Genomic DNA, 15879 nt, shown 5'->3' on the forward strand with positions numbered 1-15879 from the left:
GCCGGGCGGAACGGACGCGCGAACGCGCCCGGAGTCACATGCCCACCGCGCGGTAGAGCGATCCGAGTTCCTTGTTGTCCAACGGGCGAATCGCCCCCGGACGCTCGTTGGTCAGCCGCACCGAACCGATACCCGTGCGGACCAGCCGCTGCACCGGGTAACCCGCTTCCCGGAACAAGCGGCGCACGATGCGCTTGCGCCCTTCGTGCAGCACGACCTGAACCATGGTGCGTGTTCCGCTGTCGTTGCGGTCGATCATCTTGAAGGAGTCGACCCGGGCCAGCCCGTCCTCGAGCTGGATGCCGTCCTTGACCGTGCGCCCCAGGTCCTTGGGAATCGGTCCCTGCAGCTCGGCCAGGTAGGTCTTGGGCACCCGGTAGGAGGGGTGCATGAGCCGATTGGCCAGCTCCCCGTCGTTGCTGATCAGCAGCAACCCCTCGGTGTTGAAGTCCAGACGGCCGATGTGGAACAGCTTCCCGCTCCGTTTGGGCAGGTAGTCACCTATGCAGGGGCGGTCCTGCTCGTCGGACATCGTGGACAGGATTCCGGCGGGCTTGTTCAGCAGCAGGTGCGTGGCCTCCTGGTCGACCACGATCCTCGTGCCGTCCACGTGAATCACCGAGCTGGAGGGGTCCACCCTGGTTCCGAGGGTGGTCACGGGAGCACCGTCGACCTCCACGCGCCCCTCGTTGATCATTTCCTCGGCCGCCCGCCGGGAAGCGACCCCGGCCTGCGACAGCACCTTCTGCAGCCGAACACCGCTCTCCTCCCCTTCTCGGGCACGGGTGTTCGAACCTGCCGAATCACGTTTCTGAGACATCATCGATCGCATCCACTTCGGGCAACAACGGGGCCAACGGCGGCAGATCCCGCAACGAGGACAAACCGAGCCGTTCGAGGAACAACTCGGTCGTACAGTAAGCGGTACCGCCTGATTCGGGATCCGTACCGGCCTCGTGGATGAGTCCACGCGCCAACAGAGTACGTATTACCCCGTCCACGTTAACACCGCGCACGGCAGCCACCTTCGAGCGAGTCACCGGTTGCCGGTAGGCGATCACGGCGAGGGTTTCCAGGGCGGCCTTCGTGAGCTTCGCACGTTGCCCGTCGAGCAGATAACGCTCCACCACGGGCGCGTAGACGTCACGAGTGTAGAACCTCCACCCCTCACCGACTTTGCGCAGTTCGATGCCGCTGCCCGCGGCCGTGTACCCCTCGGCGAGCCCGCGCAGCGCCTCCCGCACCCGTTCCACGGGCTGGTCCACGGCCTCCGCCAGCAGCTCTTCCCCGGCCGGGACGTCCACGACCAGCAGCAACGCCTCCAAAGCCGCTCTGAGGGCGTCCTCGGAGGTCAGGTCGGGCCACTCACCGCCCTTCCCGGAGGCATTCGCGGAATCGCCTTCCGTGCCGCTGTGGGACGCGTCCTCCTCCGCAACGCCGGAGGCACCGATTCGCTCCCGTTCGCTCACCCGTAATCCTCTTCCTCTGCACTGTCCCGCTCCTGCGCCGCGACCGAGCGGGCGTCCTCCGCGCTGCCCCCCACCCAGCGCACCAGCAGCTCGTCCAGCGGAGCGGACTGTTCGAACATCACAACGGTTTCCCGGAACAACTCGAGCAGGGCCAGAAACCGCGCGATCACCTCGATGGTGGCCGTGCAGTCCCGAACCACTTCCGCGAAACGCGCGCTCCCCCGTTCGGCGAGCATCACACGCAGCACGGCAGCGTGTTCGCGCACCGACACCTGGTGCTGGTGCAGGTGCTCGAGCGAAACCTCCGGAGGAGGGGCGGGGCGGAACACCGCCGCCGCCACCTCGGCGAGCCCGTCCGCGTCGACACCGAGCACCACTTCCGGCATCAGGTCGAGGTAACGCTGCTCCAGCGAAACCGCCCGAGGATACCTGCGCAGCGCACCTGCCTCCAGTTGTCTGAACAACTCGGCCACCCGCTTGTAGGCCCGGTACTGCAGCAGGCGCGCGAACAGGAGATCCCGCGCCTCCAGCAAAGCCAGGTCCTCCTCGTCCTCGACCTCGGCTGCCGGAACCAGCCGAGCCGCTTTGAGATCGAGCAGGGTGGCCGCGACCACGAGGAACTCGCTCGTCTCGTCGAGGTCGGAACGCTGCCCCAGTTCCTTGGTGTAGGCGATGAAATCATCGGTCACGCGGTGCAGCGCCACCTCGGTGACATCGAGCTGGTGCTGCGAGATGAGCTGCAGCAGCAGGTCGAAAGGGCCCTCGAAGTTCTCGAGCCGCACCGTGAAACGCCCGCCGGAGGACTCCTGCGCGTCCGCGAGTTCGGGAATCTCCTGCGACGTCTCGCCCTCAGCGGTTCGTGCCTCGCTCACATCTCCTCATTACCAGCTGTGGAGCTCTTCCGTTCCGGTCGGCGGGGTGCTCGGTCGGCGGAACCTCCCGCGGCGGCACCTGCCGCGCGGTGGGGTGTTCTCGGAGCTGCTCGCGCCGAGGCACCACACCGCTCGTCGACACGACGGGAAAGCGGCAGTCGGTGGTCCCGAGCCACTCACCGGGCGATGACTTCACGGGCCAACGAGCGGTACGCCTTCGACCCGGACGATCGCGGCGCCCAGCGGGTGATCGGCTCCCCCGCGACGGTGGTTTCCGGGAAACGCACCGTGCGGTTGATCACGCTGTCGAACACGATGTCGCCGAAGGCCTCGACCACCCGGGACATCACTTCACGCGAGTGAAGTGTACGGGGGTCGAACATGGTCGCCAGGATCCCGCTGATCTCCAGGTCCGGATTCAGGCGCTCCCGCACCTTCTCGATCGTGTCGATGAGCAGTGCGACACCGCGCAGACTGAAGAACTCGCATTCCAGCGGGATCATCACGCCGTGTGCCGCGGCCAGGGCGTTGACCGTGAGCAGCCCGAGCGAGGGTTGGCAGTCGATCAACACGAAATCGTACTCCGCGAGCACGGGACGCAACGCCCTTTCCAGGGATTGTTCCCTGCCGACCTCGGCGACGAGCTGAACCTCCGCCGCCGACAGATCGATGTTGCTCGGCAACAGGTCCATACCTGCCACGCTGGTCGATCTGATCACTTCCCGCAGACCCGTCGAACGCTCCATGAGGACGTTGTAGATGGTTTGCTCCAGTTGGTGCGGTTGCACCCCGAGGCCGACCGACAGTGCACCTTGCGGATCGAAATCGACCAGCAGCACCTTACGTCCGTACTCGGCGAGTGCGGCCCCCAGATTGATGGTGGACGTGGTCTTGCCGACACCGCCCTTCTGGTTGCACATCGCCAGTACCGAGGCGGGACCGTGCGTCTCCAGTGGAGAGGGGTCGGGAATGTGCCGACGTGGCCTCCCGGTGGGGCCGACGTTTCCACCGATCGGATCGCTGTCGGGGACCTCCCCGTTGGCCAGCTCCGAAGCGTCCGGGGTGATGCTCAGGTCGACCGCGCCCCGGCACCGCCCACCGGCGGAGGGCTGCGGCGTCGACATGGCGGTGGTGACTCCTTAGTTGTGCGACGGCGTTCGAGAAACCTCTTCGGTGCGCAGCCTAGGCGGCACGCGCACACGGCGGCAACGCGCCTCGCCGTTGACACGGCGAAAAGCTTCACGTCACCGCGCGACCCGTCTTCGACGGATCACCGGATACTTTCGGACTCAGTCGTGAGCACGAGGATGCGTCGTGGCGTACACCTCGCGCAGGGTGTTCATGGTGACCATCGTGTACACCTGAGTCGTCGCGACGGACGCGTGCCCGAGGAGCTCCTGCACGACCCGGACATCCGCCCCGCCCTCCAGCAGATGGGTGGCGAAGGAGTGCCGCAGCGTGTGCGGCGAGACCGAGCTCGTCAGTCCCGCCCTGCTCGCGGCCGCTTTCAGGACGCTCCAGGCACTCTGCCGGGACAGTCTACCGCCCCTGACGTTGAGGAACAGCGCAGAAGCCTGCGTCTTCCCCGCGGCCAGACTCGGCCGCGCACGAACGAGGTAGGCCTCCACCGCCTCCAACGCGGGACGTCCTACGGGGACTCGACGCTGACCACCCCCCTTGCCGTCGAGCAGCACAGTACGCTCGTGTGTGTCCACGTCGTCCACATCGAGCCCGACCACCTCGGAGATGCGGGCCCCGGTGGAGTACAGCAACTCCAGCAGAGCACGATCCCGCAGTCCGCGAGGGCCGCCGACGGTCCCCCTGTCCAACAGGCACAGCACCTCGTCCAGGGACAACGCCTTGGGCAATCTGCGCGGCAACGCCGGCGGAGTGACCTCGCTCGCCGGATCGTGCTCGGCGATCCCCTCCACGAAGGCGAACCTGTGCAGTCCGCGGACCGCCACGATCGTGCGTGCCGCCGAGGCCGGAGCCAACGGGGCCCCGTCGCGTTCCCCGGTGCGAAGCGTGGCGAGGAACTCGCCCACCAGTTCGGAGGAGACTCCCCGCAACGTCCCGGCACCGGAGTGGACCAGGTAACTCCCGTAACGACGCAGATCGCGCGTGTACGCTTCCAAGGTACTCGAAGCAGTGCCGCGTTCCACCACGAGATGATTCAGATAGGCACCGAACACCCGGCGCAACTCGTCCGGGAGTTCGTCGAATTCCGACATCGGGACGCTCCTGCGGAGACCGGCCGTGCACGGGGGCACTCGTGACGGGACGGCGTCGCGTCCCGTCCTCACAGAGCTTTTCCGGGCTTTTCCGGTCGAGCTGTTGGTCGGGTGACCGGGTCCCTGCGGCGAGAGCCCGCGAGAGGTTCCGCCGAGGACCACCTACGACAACCCGAGCAGAAACACCGGTCAGCCCTCGGACCGGGCCGCGAAACGGGTCGGCCGGTCCGCCCATTCCGCGTCACCGGATCTGGGACGGACGTGTCCGTCCCGTACGGCCCTGGCCGCCAGCAGACCCGAAACGGCCGGAGCGTTGACGATCTCTCCCGCGAAGACCGATTCGATCGCCCGGTCGAGTGGCACTCTGTCCACGACGAGGTCGGCTTCCTCGTCGGCGACCGGTTCCGGACGAGCGACCTCGCTCAACCCGCGGGCCAGATAGACCCGCTCGGCCTGGTCGGTGAATCCGGGTGAAGCAGCTACGTCCACCAACACCGACCAGTCCCGAGCGGCGAGACCGACCTCCTCCGCCAGTTCGCGTTGGGCGGTGTGTCGGGGGGACTCCCCACGCACGTCGAGCAGCCCGGCCGGAAGTTCCCACAACCTGCGCCCCAGCGGGTAACGGTACTGGTGCACGAGAACCACCCTGTCCCACTCGTCCAACGCGACCACCGCGACAGCCCCGGGGTGCTCGACGACCTCCCTGCGGGAACGTCCTCCACCCGGCATCGCGACCTCGTCACTGCGCAACGCCAGGACATTGCCGACGTAGACGTCGGAAGTGGACAGTGTCGTGAACGGGTGCCGACCGTTGGTACGGCTGATCGGCCCTTCCGCGGGCCCGGGGTTCGCGGACATCTCGCTCCTGACTGATGCTTTCCTGCCGTGTTGACGATCGATCGGCGTGGTGCTCCCGGCGGCCGGCAACGCCGAAAGATCCGCCCGAGCAACTCGCAGCACCGCGGGCCCCGCGTGCGCTCGCACGAGGACGGCCCCGACGTCGGGGAGAACGCTACCCGATGTCGGGGCCCACTCACAGGACAACGGGAGGTTCCGCCAAGTGATCACCTCGTCGGGGGCGAGCAGAAAGCCTCGATGAGTGGGCCGCTCAGACGCTCGCCGTCGTCTGAGCGGACTCCGGAAGTTCGACCGGCAGCCTTTCAGCGGCCCGGTAGTCCAACGCGGCACGCACGAACGAGCTGAAGAGCGGATGCGGGCGGGTCGGCCTGCTGCTCATCTCCGGGTGGGCCTGGGTCCCCACGAAGAACGGGTGCTGCTCCCGCGGCAGCTCGAGGAACTCGACGAGACGTTCGTCCGGCGATGTCCCGGAGAACACGACCCCCGCGTCGTTCAAACGCTGCCTGTAGGTGTTGTTCACCTCGTAGCGGTGCCGGTGCCGTTCGGAAACCCGGAGGCTGCCGTAGGCCTCGGCCACGATCGAGCCCTCCTGCAGCGCGGCCGGATAGGTTCCCAGCCGCATGGTGCCACCCATGTCGCGTTCGCCCGTCACCACGTCGTGCTGATCGGCCATCGTGCTGATCACCGGATGCCGGCAGGAACTCGCGAACTCCGTGGAGTTGGCGTTGGGCAGTTCGGCCAGATCACGCGCGACCTCGATGACCATGCACTGCAGGCCCAGACACAGCCCCAGCACGGGAATGCCGTTCGTCCTGGCGTACTCGATCGCGCCGAGCTTGCCCTCGATACCGCGCACCCCGAAACCTCCGGGGATCAACACACCGTCCATCCCGGACAAGGCTCGGGCGGCGGCCGCTTCGCTCGCGCAGTCGTCCGAGGGCACCCAGGCGATCTCCACCTTGGCGCGGTGGGCGAAGCCACCCGCCCGCAGCGCCTCGGTGACCGAAAGGTACGCGTCCGGCAGGTCCACGTACTTGCCGACCAGGGCTATCCGCACCGTCTCGGTCGGATTGTGCACGCGCTCGAGCAGATCACTCCAGACCGACCAGTCCACATCCCTGAAGGGCAGCCCGAGCCTGCGTACGAGGTAGGCGTCCAGCCCCTCGCCGTGCAGCACCCGGGGGATGTCGTAGATCGACGATGCGTCGGGGCACGCCACGACCCCGTCGGAATCGACATCGCACATCAGGGCGATCTTGTTCTTGAGTTCGGACGACAACTCACGGTCGGCCCGGCACACCAGCGCGTCCGGGGCGATCCCGATGTTGCGCAACTCCTTGACCGAGTGCTGCGTCGGTTTCGTCTTGAGTTCGCCGGAGGGAGCGAGATAAGGCACCAGGGAAACGTGCAGGAAAAAGCAGTGGTCACGACCGACGTCGTGCCGAAGCTGCCGGCACGCCTCCAGGAACGGGAGGGACTCGATGTCGCCGATCGTTCCGCCGATCTCGGTGATCACGACGTCCGGCGTCTGGCCGTTCTCGTCGGGCTCGGCCATCGAACGGATCCGAGCCTTGATCTGGTCCGTGATGTGCGGGATGACCTGAACGGTGTCCCCGAGATACTCGCCACGCCGTTCCTTAGCGATCACCGCGGAGTACACCTGGCCGGTGGTGATGTTGGCGTTGCGCGTCAGAGCCCGATCGAGAAAGCGCTCGTAGTGCCCGATGTCGAGATCGGTCTCGGCCCCGTCGTCCGTGACGAATACCTCACCGTGCTGGAACGGATTCATCGTTCCCGGATCAACGTTGAGGTACGGGTCGAGCTTTTGCATGGTCACCCGCAGTCCGCGGGAGGTGAGCAATTCGCCCAGGCTGGAAGCCGTGAGCCCTTTGCCGAGAGAGGAGGAAACTCCCCCTGTTACGAATACATGCTTGATCGTCCGTGCTTGCGGCACCAAGAAAAGCTCCCCGTGGTCGATGCCGTCACCGTGCAGGTGTTTGTGCTGGCAGGAACGCTGACACCGCCGCTCCCACGGGACTTCAGCATATCTCACTTGTTCGGCGGAGCGCAGCTGACCCCACCGGACTCGGCACACGCCCGATCCCGGCGCTGCGCACACGCTGGGTAACCAGAGAATCAGCCTTCCGAAGTATGCCGCTACGCGCGATTGTCGTGCATGCTCGTCCGGGACGAAGTACAACCGAGCCGGCCCGGTGCGACGCTCCCTCCCCCGATCGCGCCGGGTCCAGCCGGGCGGCTGTCACGTGCGCACGCCGCCCGGCACACAACACTCCGTGGGCTGGCAAGACTTCGTCGAGTCTTGATGTCCCCGTCCGCCTGCGGTGGTTCGCTGGCGCTCTTCGGCACCCCGGTGCCGAAACGACCACTCACGTGGTCGGCGGCCGCCGCGCGAACCGGGCCGACAAAGTCCTACTGAGTGATCATCCCAGTGCAGAACTCGAGAACGGCTTCCGCGAACCCCCCGAGGACGGTGAGGTGGGGGGAACCGATCCCGGACGCGGCCAGTGCGAGAAGTCCCACCAGCAACACGCCGAGCGCCAGCACGAGGAACACGACGTTCGAAAGACGGCTGCGTTCGAACTCCAACGCGGCCGAGCCGTCCACGACCTTTCCGGCCAGGCGCATGCGGGTCAGGAACGTGGAGGGGTTGCTCAGCCCCCTCTCACGGTCGAGAAACTCCTCCAGGCTCGCCCTGGAACCCGCCGTCACCACGAGCGCCGCTCCGTGCACATCAGCCAGCAGCAGAGCCAGATCCTCCGGGTTCCCGCCCGCGGGAAAGGTCACCGCTCCGATACCGAGCTCCTGGATGCGGGCCGTTCCCGGCGCGTGTCCGTCGGAGCCCGCGGGGATGACCACCTCGGTGGCCTCCCTGAGCGTCCGCTCGCTCAGCGGCGTGGGATCGCCCAGGATCACATCGGGCTTCAACCCGTGGGCGCGCAGTGTGTCCGCCCCTTCCGAGACACCGATCAGCACCGGGCAGTACTCGCGCACATAACGGCGCAGCCGTTCGAGTTCGGTTTCGTGCCCGTCCCCCGGAGCCAGCACGAGCACGTGACGCCCGGACATCCCGACCCGAACCTCGGGAACCCCGATGCCGTCCAGCACGAGCATGCGCTCCCTGCGCAGGAACTCGACGGTATTGGTCGAGAACTCCTCGATCCGCGCGGACATCGCGGACTTGGCTTCGCTCATGCGGGCGGCGACGGTCTCGGCGTCCTGTTCCGAACCGTGCACGACCAGCTCCTCCCCGCGCTTCCCGCTCAGGAAGACCCCACCGCTGTGCAACCGCACGGTGGCACCGTCCCTGATCCTGCGGAGGGCTTCGGAGCCCACGTCGTCGATCAGTTTGACCCCCGCGGCCAGCAGTACCTCCGGCCCGAGGTTCGGGTACTTTCCCGAGATGGAGGAGGAGGCGTTGATCACCGCGGAGACCTCGTAGGCGACCAGCGTCTCCGCGGTACGACGATCGAGATCGACCCGATCGAGGAAAACGATGTCCCTGGCAGCGACACGTTGCGGAAGAGTGCCATCGCGTCGCTGCAGACGGGCGGTCCCGGTTATTCCCGGCAATGTCTCCTGCTGGCTCCCGAGCAGGCCACTGAGTCGCATATACCGATGGTGACAAAACAGACACGTATCGCTGTTGCGCCACGCCGAGCACCTCCCGCGAACTCACGGAAACCGCGGTGACGAAAAGACCGTCCCCTGCCCGGACGGCTTCCGGGCAGGGGACGGTCACACCCGTTGAACGCGGCCCGATCCGCCCGACGAGTCCGGCGATCACCTCTCCGGGTGATTCCCGCCCGCGTGCTCCGCCTTGTACCGATCGGCCACCGCGAGCAGCTCCTCTGCATGGGCGCGCCCGGTCTCGGTGGAATCGAGCCCGGCCAGCATCCGGGCCAGTTCGGAAACCCGCTGTTCGTCGGCGACGACGCGTACGTCGCTGTGCGTGAAACCGGTTGTTCCCGTGGCCTTGTCCACCACGAGATGACGATCGGCGTAAGCGGCCACCTGGGGCAGGTGCGTCACCACCAGCACCTGATGGCTGCGGGAGAGCCGCGCGAGTCTGCGGCCGATCTCCACCGCTGCCCGTCCACCGACCCCCGCATCGACCTCGTCGAAAACGAGAGTGGGCACGGTGTCGGCGTCCGCGAGGACAACCTCCAGCCCCAGCATCACCCGGGAGAGCTCACCTCCCGAGGCCCCCTTGTGAATGGGCAACGCCGGCCCACCCGGATGCGAGCGCAGCAGCATTTCCACATCGTCGACGCCGTCGGGACCGGCGCGCACCGGCTCCCCGTCCAACGTGATCGCCTCGGAGTCCGAGCTGCCCGCCCGGTTCGGGGTCACCGACACGTCGAACTCGGCCTGGGCCATGGCGAGCCCGGCCAGCTCATCGGTAACCGCCTTGGCCAGGCGCCCGGCTGCTTCGACACGGGCCGCGGTGAGCGTGCGCGCGTGTTCGACGAGCTGTTCGGCCAGCCGGTCCCGCTGTGCGGCCAGTTCGGCCAAGGCCTCCTCGGAGGTGTCCATCCCCCGGAGACGAGCACGTGCCTGTTCCGCCCACGCGAGCACACCGTCGACGTCCTCGGCGTACTTTCTCGTCAACTGCTTGAGCTCGGCCTGGCGAGCCAGGATCCGCTCCAGCTCGGCAGGATCCGCCTGGAGATCCTCCAGGTAGGAGCTCAGGTCCGCGCCCACATCGCTCAACACCGCCGCGGCCTCCGCGAGCCTGCCCTCCAGCTCGCGGAGCCGTGGATCCTCCGCCGAACCGAGCAGCCGCCGCGCCTGTCCGACCAGCGTGACCGCACCGGTCGAGTCCGGGTCCTCCTCGGTCGCACCGCTCACCGAGGACAGAGCACCCGTGGCGACCTCGCGCAGCTGGTCGATGTCGGAAAGCCGACGTGCCCGCTCGGTCAGCTCCGCGTCCTCCCCCGGCTGCGGGGCCACCGTCTCGATCTCGGAGAGGCCGTGCCGCAGGAGGTCGGCCTCACGCTCCAGCTCACGGGAACGTTGCCTGCGGTCGGCGAGTTCCCGGACCACCTCGATCCACTCGGCTCGGACCCTGCGGTACTCCGCCAGGGGGTTCTCGACGGTGGCTCCGGCGAACCTGTCCAGGGCGGAACGCTGCTCACCAGTACGCAGCAGTCGAAGTTGATCGTTCTGACCGTGCACGGCGAGCACCTGATCCGCGAGCTCGGACAGCACCGTGTTCGGCACCGAACGCCCACCGAGATGTGCCCGCGACCTGCCCTGCGCGTTGACACTGCGCACCGCGATCAAACTGCCGTCATCATCGGGTTCGGCCCCCGCCTCGCCTGCGACCCCGGCGGCTCCGGAATCGAGCTCCACGGCAAAACGCCCCTCGACGACCGCCCGCGAAGCACCGCTCCGCACACGGGAACTGTCCGCACGGCCCCCGCTCAACAGGTGGAGCCCGGTGACGACCATCGTCTTGCCCGCGCCGGTCTCACCCGTCACCACGGTCAGTCCCGGGTGCAGTTCGAGGGTGGCGCCGTCTATCACGCCCAGCCCTTGGATGTGCATCTCCGCCAACACAGCACGCACCCTAGCTGGAACCGCCGAAGCGTGGGGGGCCCATCGCCCGGATCAAGCTCCCCGACAACCGAGGCCCCGCCCGTTCCGGGGAGTGCGGACCTCCCGAGCTCTCCTATTCGGAAACGGGGCCACGCCACCCGTGCACCGGCAGCTCGAACTTGCGCACCAACCGGTCCGTGAACGAGGTGTCGTGCAAGCGCACCAAACGCAGCGGGTTCTCCGAGGCCAGCACCTCGACGCGCGCCCCGGCGGGAAGATCGAAGTGTCGTTGGCCGTCACAACACAGCACGGCGTCGTGGCCGTTGTGATCGACTTCCAGCGCCAGCACCGAATCACGCGCCAGCACCAGCGGACGAGCGAACAGGGCGTGCGCGTTGCTCGGGACGACGAGTAAAGCCTCCACCTGTGGCCAGACCACCGGTCCTCCGGCGGAAAAGGCGTACGCCGTCGACCCCGTGGGGGTCGAGCAGAGGACACCGTCGCAGCCGAACGTCGAAACCGGGTGGCCGTCCACTTCCACGACGACGTCGAGAATGCGTTCCCTGCTGCTCTTCTCGACGCTGGCCTCGTTGAGCGCCCAGGTCGTGGCGAGGACCTGGTTGCCGAGTCGCGCGGTGACGTCGATGGTCATCCGCTCGTCGACGTGATAACGTCCCTCGACCACCGCGTCGACGGCCTCGTCCAGCGCGTCGAAGTCGGCCCCGGCCAGGAAGCCGACCCTGCCCAGGTTCACTCCGAAAACCGGTACACCCGCCATCCTGGCGAGCTCGGAGGCACGCAGCAGCGTTCCGTCTCCCCCCAAGACCAGCACCAGCTCGGTTCCCTCGGCAGCCAGCGGCCCCGGGGCGACGACCCTGCTGTAACAGGTCGGGCTCAGCTGCGGTGCCTCCTCCGCGAGCACTCTGACCCTCATGCCGGCACCGATCAACCTGCCCGCCACCTTCTCGGCCGTGCCGAGGTTGTACTGCCTGCCCGTGTGGAGCACGAGGAGAACATCGCGGTTCACAGGCCGTCACCCTCTTCGCGATCGTTCGCGGAGGCTCGCGCTCCGTCCCCGGCTTCCCCCGACGAAGCGGTCACGGCCTCGGTAACCATGGTGGTCACATCGGGGCGGTACTCCGCCGGTCGCCGGTTCAACCACACGAAGAACTCCACGTTTCCGGAAGGCCCGGGCAGCGGGCTGGGCACCACAGCCTGCGGACGCAGTCCGTACTCCCCGGCCGCACCGATCACCCCGACGACGGCCTCGGCACGCAGCGCGGGATCACGTACCACCCCACCGGAACCGAGACGCTCCTTGCCCACCTCGAACTGTGGTTTGACCATGAGCACCAGATCGGACTCACTGTGCACACACTCGCTCATGGCGGGCAGAATCAAACGCAGCGAGATGAAGGAGAGATCCGCCACGACCAGATCGACCGGATCTCCGATGTCGGCGAGGCTCAGATTCCGCACGTTCCTCCGCTCGCGCACCACCACCCGCTCGTCGGTACGCAGCTTCCACTCCAACTGGCCGTAGCCGACGTCGACGGCGACGACCTCGCGGACGTCCCTGCGCAGCAGCACATCGGTGAAACCACCCGTGGAGGAGCCCGCGTCCAGGCAACGACGTCCCTTGACCTCGAGGCCCTCGTGCTCGAAAGCCTCCAGAGCGCCCAACAGCTTGTAAGCCCCCCTGGAAGCCCACTTCGGGTCCTCCACGTCCTCCGCGACCACGATCGAGACGTTCTCCTCCACCGAGGTCGCGGGTTTGTGCGCGATGAAACCACGTACCGTGACCCGCCCCGCGGAAATCAACTCGGCGGCGTGCTCACGTGAGCGAGCGAGCTTACGCCGCACCAGTTCCGAGTCCAACCGTGCTTTACGAGGCACCGCCTCAACTCCCGCTACCACTAGATCCGGACAACAGCTCGTCGGCCTGGTTCAGCGCATGCGTCAAAGCCTCGTGCACCGCGTCGAACCGCGCGACGTGCTCGGAAACCGGAATGTCTTCCAAGCCTTCCAAACCGCCCACACATCGCCGAACGGCCTCCTCGGCCTCCTGGACTCGCCTGGTGGCCTCGTCAGCGGATCCACCCGGGCCGGGCTCTCCACCAGCAGGCTGCCCCGTAGAACCCATCACCTTCCCGCCTCATTCACACCAAAAGCAGTGATGCCAATCACAGCAGTCGAACGCCACAGCCGAAAAGAGCTCGAGCTTCGTGAACGCCACTACCACGCTATCGGACTACAAGAGCACCGTGGCACGAGCGAAGTCGGGACGCAGCGGCCCACGGGCCGGAGGACGGAAGCGCGCGAAACGTGCTCCACCGATCGAGAACGCCGGGCTTCTAGTCCTGCATTCCCAGCCCGTGCAGGACGGACTTGGCCGCGTCGTCTCCGGCACGGACCCGGACGTCGCCACTTCCGACGCGCCACCAAGCCGCGCACAACGCGCGCAGGGCCGCCAGAGCGCTCTCCCCGAAAGGTTCGGGCATCGTCGGGAACTCCCCGACAGCAGTGAGGGTCAACTCGGCGGCACCCGCTTCGACGTTCCAGGCCGACTGCTCCGTGACCGCCGATTCCTCCGCCGGAGCGGAGAGCGCCGTCAGATCGGCGGCCACGAAGTCGGGACGCGCCTGTTCGGGGGCCGCGAGCAGGTCCAGCGGACCACTCACCCCGGTGAGCACCAGCAACGACGCCATACCGGCACGTCGAGCACCCGCGATGTCGGTTTCCAGCCGATCCCCCACGAACAGGGGATCGGCCGCCCCCGCGGAAACCGCGGCTCTGTCCAGCAGGGGGCGCTCCGGCTTTCCCGCGACCTCCGGGCTCCGTCCGGTCGCCATTTCCAGCGCGTACACCAAGGCACCGTTACCGGGGAGCTGACCGCGTTCGGTCGGCAGGGTCGCGTCCCGGTTACAGGCCACCCAATCGGCTCCGGCACGGAGGGCCAGGCAGGCTTCGGCGAGGTCTGACCAGGTCGTGCTCTCGGAGTGCCCCTGCAGGACCGCGCTCGGCCCGGAGGCCACGTCACGAACGGGGCGCAGCCCGAGCGCCGCGAGCTCGTCCGCCAGTGCGGCGGTACCGAGCACCAGTACGGAGTCACCTCGTCCGAAGCGCTCGGCGAGCAGTGCCGCCCCGGCTTGAGCGCTCGTGCTGACCTCGGCGTTCGTGGCCGGAATCGAGAGCGAGTTCAACTTCTCGACCACCGCCTCCGATGGCTTGGACGCGTTGTTGGTGACGTACCGGACGGTGCCTCCGCTCGCACGTACTCGCGAGACCGCGGCCTCCGCACCGGCGACCGCGGTACCACCCCGGTACAAAGTACCGTCCAGATCGAGCAACAGCGCGTCGTGCTCTTCGTCGAGTGCTTGCGACATACCCGTTCCCTCTCCGGGCCCCTGCGAAGGTGACTCGACCGGTTCGGTCAGTCCCAAACACCGAGGTCGACGTCACGTGAGGTGCCGGCCTGACCGCCCTCATCCGGTTCCGACTCGTCGGTGTCGGCCGCGACATCCGCGTCCGCCCGCTCCACCAGTTTTTCGGCTTCCTCCGGCCCACCGAGCACCGGGACGAGCTCGTCCAACCTCTCCGGAGCATCGGTGGTTTCCTCGTCGTCGGCATTGGCCGCATGGACGAACCAGGTGAACGCTTCCTCGTTACGGCCCGCAGCGACCAGATTGTCGGCATAGGCGTAGAACAGCCGTACGCTCCACTGTTCCTTGCGCTGCGGGTCCAGCTCTGGGATCTGGAGTCCGACTACGGCGGCTTCGAGCTGGCCCAGATCACGACGAGCCCCCGCGCCCACGATCCGCAGCTCGATCTGCTCGTCCTTGGACAGCTCAGAAACATCCTCTGAACGGAGCAGGTCCAGAGCGCGTTGCGGCCTCCCCAGGGCACGCTCGCAGTCGGCGATGATCGCGACATGCGACTGCCCGCCCATACGGCGGGCCGCACGAAGTTCGGAAAGCGCTTCGCTCCAGTTCCCGACGTGGTAGGCCGTTATCCCGTTCGCCTCCCGGGCGGCGGGTATTCTCGAAGCCTTCTTGCGCGAGTAGCGCGCGTGTTCCAGGGCTTGTTCCGGATCCGAGTCCAGCAACATCCCCGCTGCCACCACGTGGGCTCCGACGTCCTCCGCGACCATCTTCGGCAACGAGCGGAAATCCCGCCGCACCTCCGGGTCCAGATGTGCCGCGTCCGCTCCCTCCGGAAGTTTCGGAGCCCTTGCGCGCCCATCGGCCTCGGCGGTGGCTGCGGCGTCCTTTCCGGAGCCGCGTCCGCGCGGAGAGCCCTTGCGGAACTCTCCCTTGGAGGAGTCGTTCCTCCCACCTCCGGTGGAAGGTTTCCCGGAGCCTCGCGGAGGTTTTCCACCTCCTGCGGAACGCCTTCCGTCGTCACGGGAGTGCCCCGCTTTTCCGTTCCGTCCCCTCTCCGAACCGCGATCCTGCCGCCTGTCGTCCCGCTGCTCGGTGCGGCCTCGATCATCCCGTTTCGGCTCCGCGCGTGAACGGTCGCCCCGCTTGTCGTCCCGCCCCCGGGCTCGTCCGCTCTGCTGTCCCGCGCGCCCACCCTTCGGCGCACGGGAATCACCACGTTCGGGTTTGCTCACGTGATTCGAACGCTTACTCTGCTCACGTCCGCTACCGGTGTCGTTTCCACGACTCCGAGCACCACGCCTGTCGTCAGAACCGGACACCGGACCTCCCGAAAAACAATACGAATAACAACACCAGCCTAACCGCACGCACGCAGAAGTGGTGCGGCGGTAGTGCCGATCGATTCCCCCACGGCGGGTGTGTGTTGTGCTGTGTTGTGAGAGATGAGTATGGCCCGGCCCCCTTGTGGTGGGGGCCGGGCTTGGGGGGGTTGGGTCGGCGGTGTCCG

The 15879-nt window shown here is 67.3% G+C and carries 14 protein-coding genes; all 14 read right to left on the reverse strand.

Annotated elements, in window-relative coordinates; translation table 11 throughout:
• Positions 1–34 precede the first annotated feature (34 nt).
• Positions 35–820: a pseudouridine synthase gene (locus tag FHR84_RS21230; RefSeq protein ID WP_179537314.1), complete on the reverse strand. Its 786-nt coding sequence runs from the start codon at positions 818–820 to the stop codon at positions 35–37.
• On the reverse strand, positions 804–1469 hold the full coding sequence (gene scpB, locus FHR84_RS21235; RefSeq protein ID WP_179537315.1) for an SMC-Scp complex subunit ScpB: 666 nt from the start codon (positions 1467–1469) through the stop codon (positions 804–806). The genes FHR84_RS21230 and scpB overlap by 17 nt, the downstream gene beginning before the upstream one ends.
• On the reverse strand, positions 1466–2299 hold the full coding sequence (locus tag FHR84_RS21240; protein WP_425489973.1) for a segregation and condensation protein A: 834 nt from the start codon (positions 2297–2299) through the stop codon (positions 1466–1468). The genes scpB and FHR84_RS21240 overlap by 4 nt, the downstream gene beginning before the upstream one ends.
• Positions 2300–2517: 218 nt before the next feature.
• Positions 2518–3465, reverse strand: coding sequence for a ParA family protein (locus FHR84_RS21245; RefSeq protein WP_179537317.1), 948 nt, complete (start codon positions 3463–3465; stop codon positions 2518–2520).
• 165 nt (positions 3466–3630) lie between these two features.
• Positions 3631–4572 carry a site-specific tyrosine recombinase XerD gene (gene xerD, locus FHR84_RS21250; RefSeq protein WP_179537318.1) on the reverse strand — a complete coding sequence of 314 codons (942 nt, stop codon included), beginning with the start codon at positions 4570–4572 and terminating at the stop codon, positions 3631–3633.
• Between the two features lie 189 nt (positions 4573–4761).
• A complete protein-coding gene (locus tag FHR84_RS21255) occupies positions 4762–5430 on the reverse strand; it encodes an NUDIX domain-containing protein (RefSeq protein WP_179537319.1) in 669 nt (222 codons plus the stop codon).
• Positions 5431–5680: 250 nt separating this feature from the next.
• Positions 5681–7384: a CTP synthase gene (pyrG, locus tag FHR84_RS21260; protein WP_425489972.1), complete on the reverse strand. Its 1704-nt coding sequence runs from the start codon at positions 7382–7384 to the stop codon at positions 5681–5683.
• 476 nt (positions 7385–7860) lie between these two features.
• Entirely contained in the window at positions 7861–9060 is a 1200-nt protein-coding gene (gene steA / locus FHR84_RS21265; protein WP_179537321.1) for a putative cytokinetic ring protein SteA, read from the reverse strand.
• Between the two features lie 171 nt (positions 9061–9231).
• Positions 9232–11010: a DNA repair protein RecN gene (gene recN, locus FHR84_RS21270; protein ID WP_179537322.1), complete on the reverse strand. Its 1779-nt coding sequence runs from the start codon at positions 11008–11010 to the stop codon at positions 9232–9234.
• A gap of 112 nt (positions 11011–11122) precedes the next feature.
• Entirely contained in the window at positions 11123–12016 is an 894-nt protein-coding gene (locus FHR84_RS21275; RefSeq protein ID WP_179537323.1) for an NAD kinase, read from the reverse strand.
• The gene (locus FHR84_RS21280; protein WP_343075369.1) at positions 12013–12885 is read right to left on the reverse strand and encodes a TlyA family RNA methyltransferase; all 873 of its coding nucleotides are present in this window, start codon (positions 12883–12885) and stop codon (positions 12013–12015) included. Before FHR84_RS21280 ends, FHR84_RS21275 begins: the two co-directional genes overlap by 4 nt.
• Before the next feature lie 4 nt (positions 12886–12889).
• The gene (locus FHR84_RS23025; RefSeq protein ID WP_281361446.1) at positions 12890–13018 is read right to left on the reverse strand and encodes a hypothetical protein; all 129 of its coding nucleotides are present in this window, start codon (positions 13016–13018) and stop codon (positions 12890–12892) included.
• A 325-nt stretch (positions 13019–13343) separates the two neighbouring features.
• Positions 13344–14375, reverse strand: a complete 1032-nt coding sequence (locus tag FHR84_RS21285) for an HAD-IIA family hydrolase (protein WP_179537324.1) — start codon at positions 14373–14375, stop codon at positions 13344–13346.
• Positions 14376–14422: 47 nt separating this feature from the next.
• Positions 14423–15169, reverse strand: a complete 747-nt coding sequence (locus tag FHR84_RS22650; RefSeq protein ID WP_246300892.1) for a tetratricopeptide repeat protein — start codon at positions 15167–15169, stop codon at positions 14423–14425.
• Between the last annotated feature and the right edge of the window lie 710 nt (positions 15170–15879).

It is taken from the genome of Actinopolyspora biskrensis, from assembly GCF_013408175.1.
Classification (GTDB): domain Bacteria; phylum Actinomycetota; class Actinomycetes; order Mycobacteriales; family Pseudonocardiaceae; genus Actinopolyspora; species Actinopolyspora biskrensis.

Coding starts and splice junctions, on each gene's coding strand:
- FHR84_RS21230 (WP_179537314.1), bottom strand. CDS start 820: ATGTCTCAGAAACGTGATTCGGCAGGTTCGAACACCCGTGCCCGAGAA.
- FHR84_RS21245 (WP_179537317.1), bottom strand. CDS start 3,465: ATGTCGACGCCGCAGCCCTCCGCCGGTGGGCGGTGCCGGGGCGCGGTC.
- xerD (WP_179537318.1), bottom strand. CDS start 4,572: ATGTCGGAATTCGACGAACTCCCGGACGAGTTGCGCCGGGTGTTCGGT.
- FHR84_RS21255 (WP_179537319.1), bottom strand. CDS start 5,430: ATGTCCGCGAACCCCGGGCCCGCGGAAGGGCCGATCAGCCGTACCAAC.
- steA (WP_179537321.1), bottom strand. CDS start 9,060: ATGCGACTCAGTGGCCTGCTCGGGAGCCAGCAGGAGACATTGCCGGGA.
- FHR84_RS21285 (WP_179537324.1), bottom strand. CDS start 14,375: ATGTCGCAAGCACTCGACGAAGAGCACGACGCGCTGTTGCTCGATCTG.